Annotated in this window: 14 protein-coding genes; 12 read left to right on the forward strand and 2 right to left on the reverse strand. The window is 66.8% G+C overall.

What is annotated here, in order from left to right; all coding sequences use genetic code 11:
• The first annotated feature begins 532 nt into the window (after positions 1-532).
• Complete coding sequence (locus MJ797_RS01665) at positions 533-826, forward strand: hypothetical protein (protein ID WP_308128269.1); 294 nt, start codon at positions 533-535, stop codon at positions 824-826.
• Here MJ797_RS01665 and MJ797_RS01670 read toward each other — a convergent pair.
• Positions 813-1,205 (reverse strand): type II toxin-antitoxin system VapB family antitoxin, encoded by a 393-nt coding sequence (locus tag MJ797_RS01670; protein ID WP_239330998.1) that lies wholly within the window; start codon positions 1,203-1,205, stop codon positions 813-815. The two genes, MJ797_RS01665 and MJ797_RS01670, sit on opposite strands and share 14 nt — an antisense overlap.
• A gap of 424 nt (positions 1,206-1,629) precedes the next feature.
• On the opposite strand from MJ797_RS01670, the gene MJ797_RS01675 reads away from it, so the two are divergent.
• The 7 genes from MJ797_RS01675 (at position 1,630) to MJ797_RS01705 (ending at position 9,743) form a co-directional block, all read left to right on the forward strand.
• Positions 1,630-2,208: a hypothetical protein gene (locus MJ797_RS01675; protein WP_239331001.1), complete on the forward strand. Its 579-nt coding sequence runs from the start codon at positions 1,630-1,632 to the stop codon at positions 2,206-2,208.
• Between the two features lie 73 nt (positions 2,209-2,281).
• Entirely contained in the window at positions 2,282-2,839 is a 558-nt protein-coding gene (locus tag MJ797_RS01680) for an OmpA family protein (protein ID WP_239331004.1), read from the forward strand.
• 165 nt (positions 2,840-3,004) lie between these two features.
• A complete protein-coding gene (locus MJ797_RS01685; RefSeq protein ID WP_239331006.1) occupies positions 3,005-5,578 on the forward strand; it encodes a TIR domain-containing protein in 2,574 nt (857 codons plus the stop codon).
• Between the two features lie 102 nt (positions 5,579-5,680).
• The gene (locus MJ797_RS01690; protein WP_239331022.1) at positions 5,681-6,550 is read left to right on the forward strand and encodes a metal ABC transporter ATP-binding protein; all 870 of its coding nucleotides are present in this window, start codon (positions 5,681-5,683) and stop codon (positions 6,548-6,550) included.
• A gap of 234 nt (positions 6,551-6,784) precedes the next feature.
• The gene (locus tag MJ797_RS01695; protein ID WP_239331025.1) at positions 6,785-7,723 is read left to right on the forward strand and encodes a DUF2637 domain-containing protein; all 939 of its coding nucleotides are present in this window, start codon (positions 6,785-6,787) and stop codon (positions 7,721-7,723) included.
• Positions 7,724-7,848: 125 nt separating this feature from the next.
• Complete coding sequence (locus MJ797_RS01700) at positions 7,849-9,063, forward strand: pyridoxal phosphate-dependent aminotransferase (protein WP_239331028.1); 1,215 nt, start codon at positions 7,849-7,851, stop codon at positions 9,061-9,063.
• A 203-nt stretch (positions 9,064-9,266) separates the two neighbouring features.
• On the forward strand, positions 9,267-9,743 hold the full coding sequence (locus MJ797_RS01705; protein WP_255720144.1) for a Fur family transcriptional regulator: 477 nt from the start codon (positions 9,267-9,269) through the stop codon (positions 9,741-9,743).
• 69 nt (positions 9,744-9,812) lie between these two features.
• Here MJ797_RS01705 and MJ797_RS01710 read toward each other — a convergent pair whose 3' ends face one another.
• The gene (locus MJ797_RS01710) at positions 9,813-10,742 is read right to left on the reverse strand and encodes an LLM class F420-dependent oxidoreductase (RefSeq protein WP_239331323.1); all 930 of its coding nucleotides are present in this window, start codon (positions 10,740-10,742) and stop codon (positions 9,813-9,815) included.
• 237 nt (positions 10,743-10,979) lie between these two features.
• Between MJ797_RS01710 and MJ797_RS01715 the strand changes: the two genes are divergently transcribed.
• The 4 genes from MJ797_RS01715 to MJ797_RS01730 all read left to right on the forward strand — a co-directional run bounded on the left by MJ797_RS01715 (position 10,980) and on the right by MJ797_RS01730 (position 15,365).
• Positions 10,980-12,314 (forward strand): thiamine pyrophosphate-dependent enzyme, encoded by a 1,335-nt coding sequence (locus MJ797_RS01715; protein ID WP_239331030.1) that lies wholly within the window; start codon positions 10,980-10,982, stop codon positions 12,312-12,314.
• Between the two features lie 2 nt (positions 12,315-12,316).
• The gene (locus MJ797_RS01720; RefSeq protein WP_255738125.1) at positions 12,317-13,303 is read left to right on the forward strand and encodes an alpha-ketoacid dehydrogenase subunit beta; all 987 of its coding nucleotides are present in this window, start codon (positions 12,317-12,319) and stop codon (positions 13,301-13,303) included.
• A 109-nt stretch (positions 13,304-13,412) separates the two neighbouring features.
• The gene (locus tag MJ797_RS01725) at positions 13,413-14,765 is read left to right on the forward strand and encodes a dihydrolipoamide acetyltransferase family protein (protein ID WP_239331032.1); all 1,353 of its coding nucleotides are present in this window, start codon (positions 13,413-13,415) and stop codon (positions 14,763-14,765) included.
• 363 nt (positions 14,766-15,128) lie between these two features.
• Positions 15,129-15,365, forward strand: coding sequence for a hypothetical protein (locus MJ797_RS01730; RefSeq protein ID WP_239310741.1), 237 nt, complete (start codon positions 15,129-15,131; stop codon positions 15,363-15,365).
• The last annotated feature ends 141 nt before the right edge of the window (positions 15,366-15,506 follow it).

Here is a 15,506-nt window from a genome sequence, read left to right on the forward strand (position 1 = left end):
ACCGCCTGCCGGCCGCACAGCTGATGATCCACTGGCGGCATGGCGCGCCGGGCGGCCGGTTGCCGCGGAACACGGCTAAATGCCCCTATGGTGTGTTCGGGCCGGGCGAATTCCCGTGGGACTGGCCGACCAATATGATCATGGCTGGACAGAAGCGGGCAGTGGAGCACGGTGGTCGGTGCCGCGGGACCTCTCTCATCGGATGGTCGGACAATCCGCCCAGGAACGCTACCGAGAGCGACCAGCAACAGGGGCGCGGATCAAGGAGTGGGGTTGGGGTGCGTGCACCGCAAGGCGAAGGAGGCATGCGCCCTGGTGGGCTGCGACCGACGAGCCGGGGTACCCGTGCGTCGCGTGGTGATGGGCGGACAGCGATGACGCGAGGGGCATACCCCAGCCCCGCGGCGCCGCGTCCCCTGTGGCCAGGCACTCCAAAGAGTGCCTGGCCACATTCCAGGGCCCTTGTCCCGTGAGCCCCGTTCTCGCTTCAAGCCGAACCGGGAATTTTGTCCGTTCGCTGCTGGTCATTTTCATGATCACTTTATTGTTCCGGGAGATGTACCTGCTGTGGTTCTTCCATACCGCGGCGTGGACGAGCCGCCCGAGAGAGATCCGCTGGTGCGGATCATGGTATGAACTGAGTGACGAACAGGACCACACCCAGGCGGACGCTCGCAAACTCGCTGGCGGCGCCCTCGCCCAGATCGGACGTTTGCCGGTCTGGCGGCCGATCGTCGCCTACAAGCCCTCGCACGACTGCCCGGAGCACATCTTCGGAAAAGTCGGCGCAGACCGTTACACGACCTATCTGATCAGCGGGAACTGACACCAAGCCACGGGCCGACCCTGGTTGCCGCGCCGCCGGACGCCGTGTCAGCCCCGGTGGACCCAGCCGTGTCCACGGTCCGGTTCGGCTGGAGCACATGCACACGAGCGTGGATGGAGTTGCGCTGCTGCAACGCCGCACGAACGGCACGGTGGAGGCCGTCCTCCAGATAGAGCGCGTCGTCCCACTCCACGACATGCGGGAACAGGTCCCCGTAGAAGGTCGAATCCTCGTCGAGGAGGACGTCAAGCGCGAGCACCCGCTTGGTTGTGATCAGTTGGTCCAACCTGACCTGGCGCGGTGGGATCGCGGCCCATTCCCGCTGGCTCAGGCCATGGTCAGGATACGGGCGCCCGTCACCCACATATCTGAAGATCAACTAACACCTCCTGGATGAGGGAGCACCTTCGCGGAACACCTGACAGCCTAGAATCCTCCGCCAGCCCAGCGGATCGCTACCGTCCTCCACGTCGGTTGCTCATGCGTTGTTTCAGATCTACAAAGACACTAAAAATAGACATTTTCAACAAGAAACACAATCAAACAATACTCGCGGGACGGCTCGAACAGCGTCGATCAAGAAACTTCCGTGGCACGGATTCGCGGGACGGAACCCAGGCAAGCAGGCCTAGCTGGCCATACATAAAATCATCGAGTTTGTCAATATGACATTTTTGAAACCGCCACCTGTGAGCATCACGCACACATCCACCGAATCGGGAACTCCGGACCAGCCTCCATCCGCATAATCGGGACCGCGCACCGTCGTCACACCCATGCGGGAGGTCCGGATGTTCCGCAGGATGAGAACCCGCCTGATTCTGCGCGCAGCCACGCTTGGCGCGATCGTGCTGGTCAGCGCCGGCTGCTCCGGCGGCTCGGACAAGGCCTCGCCGCCGGCCCACGCATCGGCTGCCACGGTGACCACGCCGCGGGCCGGCACGACCGGGGCCAGCCAGGGCGCCGCGGATGGCGCTGTCGCCTCCCGAACGGCCAGCTTCCGCGCTCCGGGTGGAGGTTCCGGAACCGTCGAGGTCGGTTTCGTCAGCCTGAAGGTGGACGGGCGGCTGGCGACGCTGACCGTTGTGTGGACACCGAGATACAGTGATCTCCCACGCGACAAGGAGATCTCGGTCTTCGACATGTTCGCCGCGCACAGCCCGGCCATCGCTCTTGTTGACAGCACCAATCTGAAGCGTTACGTGGTCGTCCAGGACAGCCGCAACACTGAACTCGGCGCGAGCGGCCCGCGGACGAAGACTGTCAACAACACCCCGGTCAGCGCCTCGTACACGTTCGCGGCGCCGCCTGAGGACGTGCGGACCGTAGACGTCTATGCCGACGATCGGCTGTTGTTCGATGATGCTCCGGTCAGCCGATAACCGCGGTGGCCAAAGCGGCGGCGCACGACGTCGGCGCCCGGCCACCGCGATCTCCATCGTCACGGTTGTCGCCTTGGTCGCCGGAGCCGTTCTCTGGGCCGACGAACCGAACGCCTGGGCCGCGTCGGAGCCACCCGCGCTCTCGGCCGCAGTCAGCGATCAGGCCATCGCCGCCTCGATCCAGCGAATCGAGGTGGCGGACGCGGTCCGTCCCATCGAGGTGGACACAGCTGTTGTCCCGCTGCGCACCGAGCGGCGGGACGCCTCCGGTGTGGCCGTGACCATCAGCTCGGACGTGTTGTTCACCTTCGACTCCGCCGATCTGACCGAGACGGCCCGCGAGCACCTCGCGGACATCGCGGCGCGGATCAGCGGCGCCAGGGGGACTGTCGCGGTCAACGGCTACACCGACAGCACCGGCACACCCGCATACAACGTGATCCTCTCCCAACGACGGGCGAACGCCGTCGCGGACCTGCTGCGCCCGAGAGCCCCACACGACGTGCTGGTCTCCGCGACCGGCCAGGGTTCCGCCAGCCCCGTCGCCGCGAACACCAATCCGGACGGTTCGGACAACAGCGCCGGCCGCGCCCAGAACCGCCGCGTCACCATCACCTACCGCACCTCATGACCGGCGCCGGACCACAACCTGACGCTGGACCATGACCGACCGATGCTGGGCATCTTTCCTCCACGGAGCACAACATCTGGGTGTCATCTACACGTCCGACACCCACAGTCACGATCCGCCCGGTTACTATCAGCGCCACGGTTCGCACTCACCGAGGCAGGTCCCGTGGCACACTACGACGTCTTCCTCAGCTGCGCGCCGCAGGACGCCGGCTGGGGAACGAAGATCATGGATGCGCTCCGGGCAAAGGGATACCAGGTTGTTCCCGCCGACGGACCATATCCACCGATCGTACCGTCGGAAGGACCTCCCCCGGCGCCGGAATCGGCCGACGTCCTGATCGTCGTGGTCTCACCCTCCTATTTCCGATCGAGTAGCATCCCCCGATTACTGCGGACGTTCCTCGAATCACGTAGACCCGTACTACCCGTCATCGTCAGAGAAACCGGACTGCCACCCGAGCTGCGGAATATACCGGCCCTGGATCTGACCGCCGTCCACCCCGAAGAAATCGATGACGCCGTCGCGGCCGTCGTACGGACCTACACAAGAACACGACAACGTGCTCTCATGGAACGACTGCCGGATGCCCTGGAGGCGAACGGGGACCCATCAGCGGCGAGTGCTGCCCACGGACGCAAGATCTTCGTCATCCACGCTCACGACTCGGACGACGCCAGGGAGATCTGTTCGTCCCTGATACTTCGCCCCAAAACGCAGATAGAACCAATTCTGTGGCCGGCCGACGCACTGCTCGACAAGGCCATTGGGCGTGAGCCGGCCAGCAGCGGAAGTAGCAGCAAACATCCGGCGCTGCCGACCGAGAACGGCGACGTGGTCCTGTTGCTGATAAGCCGCGGGCTGCTTCGTTCCCAGTTCCTGGAATCCGTCGCGGTCGAGAAGCTGCTGGCCGAACAAAGCGCCGGCCGTCTGATCGTGATACCGGTGATCACCCATCCGATTACCTGGCAGCGGACCGAGCTTCGGGATCTCACTCCGCTGCCGAGCGGTGGCGTGCCCATCAGCGAATGGGAGAGCCGGGACGCGGCGATTGCGAGTGTCGTCGAGGGCGTCTGGCTCGCCATCGACGAGGCCACCCGGAACACCTGGGAAGCCAGGTCCGGACCTCCGGGCGGCGCTTACCCAGCTGGTCGATATACAACGCCCCCGGCACCACTAATCCTGGGAGACAGCACACCCTACGGCACCGATCCGGCGGCGTCCACAGAGGTCTTCGACTTCAACGACGTCTTCGACCTCAACGACGTCTTCAAGCGCAGCGGTGTGCCGTCACTGACCTTTGTCGAGCCGCCGGAGTTCTTCCGGCTCATCATGGCGTTGCGCACCACCGGCCGGGGCATCGTCGTCGAAGGGCCGTCCGGTATCGGCAAGACGACGCTGCTCAAGAAGGCGCTGGAACGGGCCGGGCCCTCACTGGGACAGGTCCAGATGCTCAGCGCCCGCAAACAAGCCGACCGCCCGGCAATCGAGCGGCTCCCGGAGCACCATGTCGGCACGGTTGCCGTCGACGACTTCCACCGGCTGCCCGCGGAGCTGCGGGAGAGGCTGCTCGACCATCTCAAGGTGCTCGCCGACGAAGAATCGACGGCCAAGCTCCTCGTCGTGGGGATACCGGGTACCGGCGCGAGCCTGGTCAACCTGGGTTTCGACGTGGCCACCCGCATCGACGTCTTCCGGCTGTCCGCGGCCGGTCTGCGCACGGACGGCAACACCCTCGTCCTCGACGTCATCGGAAAAGGCGAACAAGCGCTCAATCTGGTCTTCAAGGACCGTGCGCAGATCGTGCGGGCGGCGGCGGGGAGTCTGCTGACCGCCCAGATGCTGTGCTGGGAGCTGGCCGTTCTCCACGGTGTCGAGCGGACTCAGCCGTTCTCCGTGGAGATAGCCGGCGACGTCATCCGTGCGGAGACAAGGGTGATGCGTGATCTGGCCGCCAAGTACGATCCGGAGCTGGCCGGCTTCGCCGCGCTCGACGGACCCGCCGAAGCCACCTGCATCCATCTGCTTACCCAGCTGGGCCGCCATGATGACGGGGTCCTGCGCCTTGACGACCTGCGCGAGGACGTACGGGTGGACAACCCTGGCTTCGCCGCCGGGATCGACGCCTTCATCCGCAGCCACCCGGCCGGGCTGACCGGCTCCTCGGCCGCTATCGAGAAACATCTGCATTACGATCCACGGGCACGGATGATTATCGGCGAGGACCCTCAGCTGCTTTTCTACCTACGGCGCCGCAGCGCCGAACAGCTCGCCGAGGTGGCTGGCAAACGCCTGCCCCGGCCTCGCGACCAGGTTTTCGTCAGCTACAGCCACCGGGACAGGGCCTGGCTCGAACGACTGGACACCCACCTGCGCCCACTCATCCGCGACGGCATGCTCGACCTGTGGGATGACCGGCGTATTCAGACCGGGGACCGCTGGCTGACCGAGATCACCCAGGCCCTGGAACGGGCAAAAATTGCGATTCTTCTGGTCAGTGCCAATTTTCTTGCTTCCGACTTCATCAATCACAAAGAAGTGCCAAAGCTGTTAGCGGCGGCAGACGCCGGTGGCTGTCGGATCATACCAGTAATCATTGGGGCGTGCTTATTCAGTGAGGACAGGAGGCTGAACATGTTCCAGACGGCCAACCCTCCGGACAAGCCGCTGGACGCGCTGCCCAGGCATGCGGCCGACCGTTATCTGGTGGAGGTGGCGCGCCACTTTCTTCACCCATAGGGCGTGTCACCCGTCAGCCGAGCCAACCCGAACGGGTGATGGCGCCAGCACGGTCACAGCTCGCCATGCCTTGCACGCGCAACAGCCGTACCGTCTCGAAGCATGGCCGAGGTAACGCGGGGGCTGTCGGGCGACAGCTACAACGTACCGAATATAGCGAGCATAACGGATGCATCGGGCCCACCCGGCGCGTCGATAGCAGCTGCCGCGGGCCCAGCCGTGCTCTTCGAACGGGTCACGATCGCCGCCGGCCGGACGCCGGTGCTCACGGACGTCCACGGAACCGTCGAAACAGGCCATGCCGTCGCCATCATAGGCCCACGGCACGGTGGAAAATCAGCACTGCTCCAATCGATACTCGGGCTGGCACCGGTGCTCAAAGGATCGGTCACCGTGCTCGGTCAGCCGCCGGGGCAGGCCCGCCGCCAGGTCGCGTATATCCCGCCGGCCGACAGTTTCGACGGCAAAACTCGAGTCACCGTCATCCAGGTCGTACTCATGGGGCGCTACCGGTGGATCGGATGGGTACGGCGCCCCACCCTCGCAGACCGGACGGCTGCCGCCCGCGCGCTGGCGAGAGTCGGGCTCGCCGACCGTTCCCGTGACTGTTTCGAGACGCTGTCCGGCACCCAGCGTCAACGGGTGATGCTCGCACGCGCCATGGCCCAGCAGCCACGCATCCTCCTGCTCGACGAGCCACTCACCGAGGTCGACGTCCCCAGCCAGGCAGCGCTGTTGGCCACCCTCGCAACTATGCGATCAGCCGGCGCCAGCGTCGTGATCTCAACCGACGATCTCGCCCTCGCACATCTGGCCTGTGACGACGTGTTCCTGTTCAACCACCGTCAGGTCGCTTTCGGGCCGACCACGACCGTCCTGACCCAGCAGGCGCTCGATACCGCGTTCGGCGGCAGCACCGGCAGCACGCTGGAATCATTGCGCGACGCAACAATCATGACCCAATACAGATAGCCCCTTCGCGGAGCCCTGAACAGCGAAAAAACACCCTAACACCATAGATTTGTTACTAAAAGCAACAAGCACACCGGAATTCGGTCAGGTTCCGGGGAGTCCAGCCGAATTCCGGCCGGGATGACGGGCATCATGGACGACGCAGCCGGCGTGGGGAGTTGATCTGTTGTGATCGCGGGTCGTCCAGTGTCATCCGGTAGTCGTCCAGACGCATCCGCGGAGCGGGCCATCCGGATGGCGACGGTCGCGGCCGTCACCCTGGTCGCGGCGGTGGCGGCTTTCGTCTCCTACCGCCACATGCGTGGCGTCGCCCTCGAGCACGGCGAGGACTCCATGACCGCGGCGGTGCTGCCGCTCAGCGTGGACGGGCTGATCGTCGCCGCCTCCATGAGCATGTGGGCGGACCGCCGCGCGGGCCGGCGTCGTTCCCAGTTGTCCTATGCCCTGCTCGCCATGGGCGCGTGCGCGTCGCTGGCGGCAAACGTCCTGCACGCCGACCCGAACCTGACAGCCAGGGCCATCGCGGCCTGGCCGCCGTTGGCCCTGCTCGGCTCCTACGAACTGCTCATGCGTCAGATCCGCCCCGTGGGCCCGCTCCCCGACGCCCGCCACCCGACCACACACACGACAGATGTTCCGGTCGCGCCCGGTGAGAGGCTCAGCGGTAGGGTCAGCATCCCCGCCCCGCGTACAGGGCAGCCCACGCTCGGGCGGTCACCACTGTTCCTGGCTCCCGTCCCAGTACAAACACCCGATCACGTCGAAGCCGTCGAAGCCGTCGAAGATGTTGATCCAGCGGACACCATGAATCCGGCTGATCCAGTCGACGGACGCCGCGCGGCCGGGTACGAAGCGGTGGCGGAGGATGTGGACGATCTACCGGACACCGCGGCGGAACCGTCCGGTCAGGCATTCCCAGGGCTGGACACCGCCGGAAAACGTGACGCCATCATCCGCGCGCTGGAACAGAGCGACGGCTCGGCGGCACAGGCCGCCGCGCTGCTCGCCGCCCGCGGTATCAGCGTCAGCAAAAGCTGGGTCTACCAGGTCCGCAAGGACACCCGCTTCGCCGGTATCGACACCGGACCGTTGCCGATACCGTCCCGTCCTCCGGTCCGTCCGGCCCGTGGCCTGGGCCGCGGCCTCACCCCGACCTGGACCCGCACCCCCTGACGCTGCTCAGCACAATCATCAGCCACCGGACCAGGGCTCCCCGCGTGCCACGCCGAGGGCGTTGTACGGCGGATAGCCCGTCACGGGCGAGAAAACCCACTGGACGGCGCGCCTACCCTTGGCAGATGGAGTTCACCCAGTCCGACAAGCTCGCCGATGTCTGCTACGACGTCCGGGGTCCTGTTCTCGACCAGGCGACGCGGTTGGAAGCCGAGGGCCAGCGCGTCCTGAAGCTGAACATCGGCAACCCCGCGCCGTTCGGGTTCGCCGCACCTCCGGCGATTCTTCAGGCGGTAGTAGACAGCCTCGCCGACGCACAGGGTTACAGCGATTCCAAGGGCCTGGCATCCGCACGGGCGGCTGTGGTTCGTTACACCACCGGTAAGGGCGTCGCCGGAATCGACATCGACGACGTGTACCTCGGGAACGGCGTCTCAGAACTGATCATGATGTCCTTGCAGGCGCTGCTCAACGACGGCGACGAGGTGCTGCTGCCGGCACCGGACTACCCGCTGTGGACCGCGGTCGTCAGTCTGTGCGGCGGCCGGCCCGTCCACTACATGTGCGACGAGTCCGCCGACTGGATGCCCGACCTCGACGACATCGCAAGCAAGGTCACCGCCAGGACCCGGGCAATAGTGATCATTAATCCGAACAACCCGACCGGAGCGGTCTACAGCCGCGAGGCGCTGTCCAGTATCATCGAGATCGCCCGCCGGCACAACCTCATGATCTTCTCTGACGAGATCTACGACCGGATCCTCTATGACGACGCCGAGCACATCTCCACCGCGGCGCTCGCCCCGGACATCATGTGTGTCACGTTCAACGGGCTGTCAAAGGCCTATCGACTCGCCGGCTTCCGCTCCGGCTGGATGGTTGTCTCCGGTCCGCGCACGCATGCCACCAGCTACGTTGAAGGCCTCAACATCCTGGCGAACATGCGGCTGTGCGCCAACGTCCCGGGCCAATATGCCATGCGGGCCGCGCTTGCGGATGACAGCGGGGCCGGCGGCCTCGTGTTGCCCGGCGGCCGGTTGCACGAGCAGCGCGACGTGGTGTGGAAACTTCTCAACGATATTCCGGGCATATCGTGTGTGAAGCCACGCGGAGCGCTGTACGCGTTCCCGCGTATCGATTCGGCCGTTCACCGGATCGTCGATGACGAGCGGCTCGTCCTGGACCTGCTGCTGACCGAAAAAATTCTGCTCGTGCAGGGCACCGGCTTCAACTGGCCCAGGCCCGATCATATCCGGATAGTCACCCTGCCCGGGGTGGATGACCTCACCGATGCGATCGGCCGTATCGGCGGGTTCCTCGAGACCTACACACAGAGCTGACGACAGGAGGATCCCGTAATCATCGAAACGATCGAGAGCGAAAATAACGAAAACCGTTATCAATATTTTTCGCACGGTCGACCGCATGCCAACGAGCGTGGCCCCTTTGCCGCCCCCCGGAGGAAGCCAGCGGTGAGAGAGTGAAGGCTGTGTCCAGTGCCGAATCCAGCCGATCCGCGCCGCCCCCGGCATCATCGCGAGCCGTGTCCGGGTCGACGCCTCCACCCACATCCGCAGCGCCAGGGAGGTCGAGCGGTAACAGACGGTCCGCGCTCGGCCGGGGGACGGCCGTCCGGGCCACCCGCCAGGGCGATGCGGTCTCCACCGCGCTCGCCGAGATCGATGCCTTCACCAGCGCCCAGGACCTGCACGCGTACCTGCGCGACGGTGGTCAGGCCGTTGGCCTGACCACCGTGTACCGGCACCTGCAGGTCCTCGCCGACCGGGGTGAGGTGGACGTGCTGCGGCGTGACGACGGCGAGACCCTCTACCGCCGCTGCACCACTGACAATCACCACCACCACCTCGTGTGTCGTCGCTGCGGACGGACCGTCGAGGTCGAAGGACCGGAGATCGAGGTGTGGACGGACCACATCGCGACGGCGGCGGGCTTCACCGATGTGGCCCACACCCTGGAGATCTACGGGACCTGCGCCACCTGCGCGGTCAGTCCGGACTGAACCGGACTGAACCGGACTGGGGCCACGCGAGACTGGAGCCGGGTGCCGGGACTGTCTCCCAGGGCATCCTCAGCCGAGGCTCAGCAGGGCCGGAGCGAGCTCACGCCACTGCCGGCGGGGCAGCCCGCGGCGGTCCGCATCAAGGACCTGGACGCACACATGATCGGCGCCGGCATCAAGATGTTCGCTGATCCGGCCGAGCAGGACGTCCGGATCACCCCACGGCACGATCGTGTCGACGAGCCGGTCGGAACCCGCGCCCACAAGGTCGTCATCGGTGAAGCCGAAACGACGCAGGTTGTTCGTGTAGTTCGGCAGCCGCAGATACGAACCCGTGTGCCGCCGCGCCAGCTCCCGCGCGCTCTCGGGATTCGTGTCGAGGACGAACGCCTGTTCCGGGACGAGCAGCTTGCCCGGCCCGAGGATCTTCCGTGCGCTTGCCGTGTGCTCCGGCGGCACGAAGTAGGTATGCGCGCCGTCCGCCCGGACCCGTGCCAGCTCCAGCATCTTCGGGCCAAGCGCGGCCAGGACCCGTGTCGAGGATGCCGGTGGCACTGCCCGGTACTGCTCCCGAGCCGCCCGATCCATCTCGTCGAGGTATGCCCGCAGCTGCGTCAACGGCTTGGTGTAGGCAACGCCGCGGATCTCCATCAGGGACGCGTGTGACACGCCGAGCCCGAGCAGGAACCGGTCCGCGAATGCCTCGGCGAGGGTCAGCTGCCCGGCCGCCATCGTCTGGGGATGCCGGGCGAAAATCTGCGCGATCCCGGTCGCGACCGTGAGCCGGGAGGTCGCCGCGAGCATCAGCGCGGCTGTCACCAGGACCTCCCGGCCCTTGACCTCACCAGTCCAGACCGCCCGGTAGCCCAGCTCGTCGAGTTCGGCCACGGCCGCCCGGACAACCGAAGCCGGGGAGAAGTCGAACTGGCCGCTCCAGATCCCGACCCGACCGAGGTCACAACGGGCGGGCGGGCGCACGGTGTCGGCAGTGTCGGCGATGGCGCTGGCGGTGTCGGCGCCGCTCGCGGACGTCGGGGCAGTTGTCACAGCACCACGCTATCGGGACGCGCCAACCACGGCAGACAGCCGGAAGCCGTGTCCGGGGTTGCTCGCCACCATGGGACGACTATCGTCAGCTCCGCGGTGAACGGTCCCGCTGACCGCGGCGACCGGCTGCCCCAACCGGCGGCTGCGACCGACGATCTCGGGGACGGCCGAGGATGACCGGAGGACACTATGTCCGTTCCTGACACAGACGGGCCGAACGGCGCCGTCGCACCCGTCCCGCGTGATCCCCGGGATTCACGTGAATCACCAGGATCACGTGAATCCCGGGACGGCAGCCCGGAGCCGGTACGGCTGCTCACGCCGGGCGGTGAGCGGCTGCCCGACCAGACCTATGATCCCTACCTGTCAGACCTCACCGGCGCTGATCTGTACGGGCTCCTACGCGACATGGTGATCGCGCGCCGCTTCGACGAGGAGGCGACCGCTCTCCAGCGCCAGGGTGAGCTTGGCCTGTGGGCCAGCCTGCGCGGCCAGGAAGCCGCCCAGGTCGGCTCCGCCCGGGCGCTGCGTGCCGACGACATGGTCTTCCCGTCCTACCGGGAGCACGCGGTGGCCTGGTGCCGTGGAGTCGACCCGCTGGACATCCTCAGCCTGTTCCGTGGGGTCACCCACGGAGGATGGGACGCGGACGAACACGGGTTCCAGTGCTACGCGATCGTGGTCGGCTCGCAGGCCCTGCACGCCACCGGTTACGCGATGGGCATCTCCCGCGATCATGCGGTGGGTGCGGGTGGCAACGGCCACCGCATGCCGGCCACGCTGGTCTACTTCGGGGACGGAGCATCCAGCCAGGGCGACGTCAACGAGGCGCTCAACTGGGCGGGTGTCTTCGAAGCTCCGGTGGTGTTCTTCTGCCAGAACAACCAGTGGGCGATATCCGCGCCGGCCCGGCGGCAGACCAGGGTGCCGATCTACCAGCGGGCGTCAGGTTTCGGTATTCAGGGGATCCAGGTGGACGGCAACGACGTGCTGGCGACGCTCGCGGTAACCCGCTGGGCGCTGGAGTCGGCCCGCCAGGGACGCGCGACGCTGGTGGAAGCGGTGACCTACCGGATGGGTGCCCACACCACCGCTGACGATCCGTCCCGGTACCGCCACGCCGAGGAGCTGGCCTACTGGGGGGAGCATGATCCGTTGCAACGGATGACCGCCTATCTGCGCGCCGGTGGGCTCCTGGATGACCATGCGGCAGCCGCTCTCGACGCCGAGGCCGACGCCCTCGCGGCCACGTTGCGTGAACGTTGCCTGAGCCTGCCCGACCCGTCCCCACGCAGCATGTTCGAGCATGTGTACGTGGACGAGCCCAGAACCCTGGCGGCCATGCGGGACGCCTGGCCGGCAGCGGTACCGGCGGAACCGCCTGATCCGGAACCGGCCGGACCGGCGGCCTGGAACACCCGCCCGCCCCTGACGCGGGTCACCGCGATCGCGGCCACCGCGGGCATGACCGCCGGAATGCCGGCCGCACCGGGCCCAGCCCGCCAGCCACGAAAGGCTGTCTGACGGTGCGCTCGACACTGACGCTGGCCAAGGCCCTCAACACTGGTCTGCGCACGGCCATGGCCGCCGATGAGAAGGTCGTTGTGATGGGCGAGGATGTCGGCAGGCTCGGCGGCGTCTTCCGGATCACCGAAGGGCTGCTCGCGGACTTCGGCGAGGCTCGCGTCATCGACACCCCGCTGGCCGAGTCCGCGATCATCGGCACCGCGATCGGGCTGGCCATGCGCGGGTTCCGGCCGGTGTGCGAGATCCAGTTCGACGGCTTCGCCTACCCGGCCTTCAACCAGATCGTCACTCAGCTGGCGAAGATCCATTACCGGAACCAGGGGCGGGTCTGCTTGCCGGTGACGGTTCGCATCCCGTTCGGTGGTGGCATCGGCGCCGTGGAACACCACAGTGAGTCGCCAGAGGCGTACTTCTGCCATACCGCGGGCCTGAAAGTCGTGGCCTGCGCCAGCCCGGCCGATGCCCACACGATGATCCGGCAGGCGGTCGCGGCCGATGACCCAATAATCTTTTTCGAACCCAAGCGCCGGTACTGGGACAAGGGGGAGGTCGAGACCGACGAACCACTCGCCAACGCAACGCCGTTGCACGCCAGCCGGGTTGTCCGGACCGGGGGCGACGCGACGCTTGTCGCCTACGGCCCGATGGTACGGACCTGCCTGGACGCAGCCGCCGTCATGGCCGACGAGGGGCGCGAGCTCGAGGTCATCGACCTGCGCACCCTTTCCCCACTGGAGCTGTCCCCAGTGTTCGCGTCCGTTCGCCGCACCGGCCGGTGCGTGGTCGTGCACGAGGCGCCGTCGAACGTGTCCCTGTCCGCGGAGATCGCGGCCCGGGTGACCGAGGCGGCATTCTACTCCTTGGAGGCTCCGGTGCTGCGTGTCACCGGCTATGACATCCCATACCCGCCGTCCCGGCTGGAAGAACACCACCTGCCGGATGTCGACCGGATCCTGGACGCCGTCGACCGTTCCTTCCAGTACTGACGACCGGTGCTGGCCGACCTGTTGACCCAGCCCGTCGAGCCAGACCCGTCGAACCAGACCCGCGCGGCGCGCGCCAGGCCGCGAGCCGTCCGCCAGTTGGAGGTCACCTGTGCCGCGTGAACAGTTCCGCCTCCCCGACCTGGGCGAGGGTCTACCGGACGCCGAAATCGTCCGGTGGCTGGTGGCGGTGGGCGAGCCCGTGACGATCAATCAGCCGATCGTCGAGGTGGAAACCGCCAAGGCACTGGTGGAGGTGCCTTCACCACTCACGGGTGTCCTCGTCGTTCGACACGCCGAACCCGGCGACACTGTCGAGGTGGGACGGCCGCTGATCACCGTCGACACCGATGCTACGGCAGCGGCGGCGTCCCTCGGTCCGGCCACCCGACCGGAGCGAGGGACGGACAGCCCGGCGGACGGGCGGACACCCGTGCTGGTCGGGTACGGCCCGCGTACATCCGCTGGACCGTCACGCACCCGGCCCCGGCAGCGGACCGACGAGAACGGACAGAACAGGCAGAAGGAACGCAACAAACCGGACGGACCGGCAATCCGCCCAGAGCACGCCGAGCACGCCGAGCGGCGATCCCAGCCTGGGGTACTGGCGAAACCACCGGTCCGCAAGCTCGCTCGGGATCTCGGCATCGACCTGTGGCGGATCGCCGGTACTGGACCGCACGGAACGATCAGCCGGGCGGACGTCGAGGCGGCCCGGCTGCCTGCCCGCGAGGAGCCTGCCAGCCGCGTCCGCCGGATACCGGTGACCGGCGTCCGGCGCGCGACCGCGGCGGCGATGGTGGCCAGCGCGTACACCGCGCCGCAGGTAACCGAGTTCGTCAGCGTCGACGTCACCGAGATGATGGCGGCTCGGGACCGGATTGCCGCCCTGCCCGAGTTCACGGGTGTGAAGGTGACCGCGCTGTTGTTTGTCGCGCAGGCGCTGTTGACCGCGGTCCAGCGGCATCCAATGATCAATTCCAGCTGGGCGGAAGCGGCCGGTGACGCACCCGCGCAGATCCTCATCCATGAGGATGTCAACCTCGGGATCGCGGTGGCCTCGCCCCGAGGGCTCGTGGTGCCGAACATCCCGCGGGCGCAGGGGATGGGACTCGTCGCCCTCGGGCACGCCCTGCATGAACTGACCACGACTGCCCGCGCTGGAAAAATCACACCTGGTTCGCTACGCGGCGGAACCATCACAATTACCAATATCGGCGTGTTCGGAATCGACATCGGAACGCCCATCCTCAACCCGCCGGAGGCCGCGATCCTCGCCCTCGGCGCCATCCGTCCGACGCCGTGGATACACAACGGAGAACTCGCTGTCCGGACGGTTGCGCAACTCGCCCTGACCTTCGACCACCGGATCGTCGACGGCGAGCTCGCTGCCAGGGTACTCGCGGACGTCGGCGCGATGCTCGCCGATCCAGCCGTGGCCCTGGCTTGGAGCGCCCGGCAATAGGGACGCGGCGTGGCGGGGCTGGGGCAGGCACCTCGCCGCATCGCTGTCCATCCATCGCCCCGCGCGATGCACGTACCCCAGGCCCACTCCTTGATCCATGCCTGTGTTGCCGGGCGCCCTTGGCGCTGACCAGTCTTCGCGGCACCCGCGGACCCGCGTTCTGGTGTCTGTGAGTAACGGTTACCAGGCCATGGCGAGCACCCGCCGAGGTATCCACAAGATGGGACACAACAGACCAACCCGGGACATCAACCGGGACAAAGAGCACGGGATGGGGCGGACAACGGAGGAAGGAGCTCGCCTGGTACGGTTGCGCCTTGCTTACGGCTTCCGACACAGCTTCCGTACAAAGGGGTGAAACGCATGACGCGCGTGGAGGCACTGCAGGCCGCCGACGAATTTGTCGCCAAGGTCCTGACCTCCGCAGGCTCCAGCGGCCGTTTTAACGGACCTCTCAACCTCGCTGAACGCGTCGATCTGACGCTGCGGGTGGCGAGATTCCTGCTGGAGGGCCAGGGCACTTCCGAGGCCGACGACCTGCTCAAGCGGGACATGCGCAATGAGCTGGACCAGGCTTTCCCGCCGCTGCGTACGTCATGAAAAGACCGGTGGTCCGAGGATCACCCCGCCGTGCCGCAACAGGCCGACAGCGGGTGAACGCGCGGCAGGCGTTCGGCCGCGCACCGCTGCCGTCAGCTCCCGCGCACCTCCGCCGGGCATGTCAGGGGCTGGGAGCCTGGT

Origin of the sequence: Protofrankia sp. CiP3, from assembly GCF_917627345.1 — a bacterium.
In the GTDB taxonomy this organism is placed as follows: Bacteria; Actinomycetota; Actinomycetes; order Frankiales; family Frankiaceae; genus Protofrankia.

Coding starts and splice junctions, on each gene's coding strand:
- MJ797_RS01730 (WP_239310741.1), top strand. CDS start 15,129: ATGACGCGCGTGGAGGCACTGCAGGCCGCCGACGAATTTGTCGCCAAG.
- MJ797_RS01675 (WP_239331001.1), top strand. CDS start 1,630: ATGAGAACCCGCCTGATTCTGCGCGCAGCCACGCTTGGCGCGATCGTG.
- MJ797_RS01665 (WP_308128269.1), top strand. CDS start 533: ATGATCACTTTATTGTTCCGGGAGATGTACCTGCTGTGGTTCTTCCAT.
- MJ797_RS01690 (WP_239331022.1), top strand. CDS start 5,681: ATGGCCGAGGTAACGCGGGGGCTGTCGGGCGACAGCTACAACGTACCG.
- MJ797_RS01715 (WP_239331030.1), top strand. CDS start 10,980: ATGTCCGTTCCTGACACAGACGGGCCGAACGGCGCCGTCGCACCCGTC.
- MJ797_RS01700 (WP_239331028.1), top strand. CDS start 7,849: ATGGAGTTCACCCAGTCCGACAAGCTCGCCGATGTCTGCTACGACGTC.
- MJ797_RS01695 (WP_239331025.1), top strand. CDS start 6,785: ATGGCGACGGTCGCGGCCGTCACCCTGGTCGCGGCGGTGGCGGCTTTC.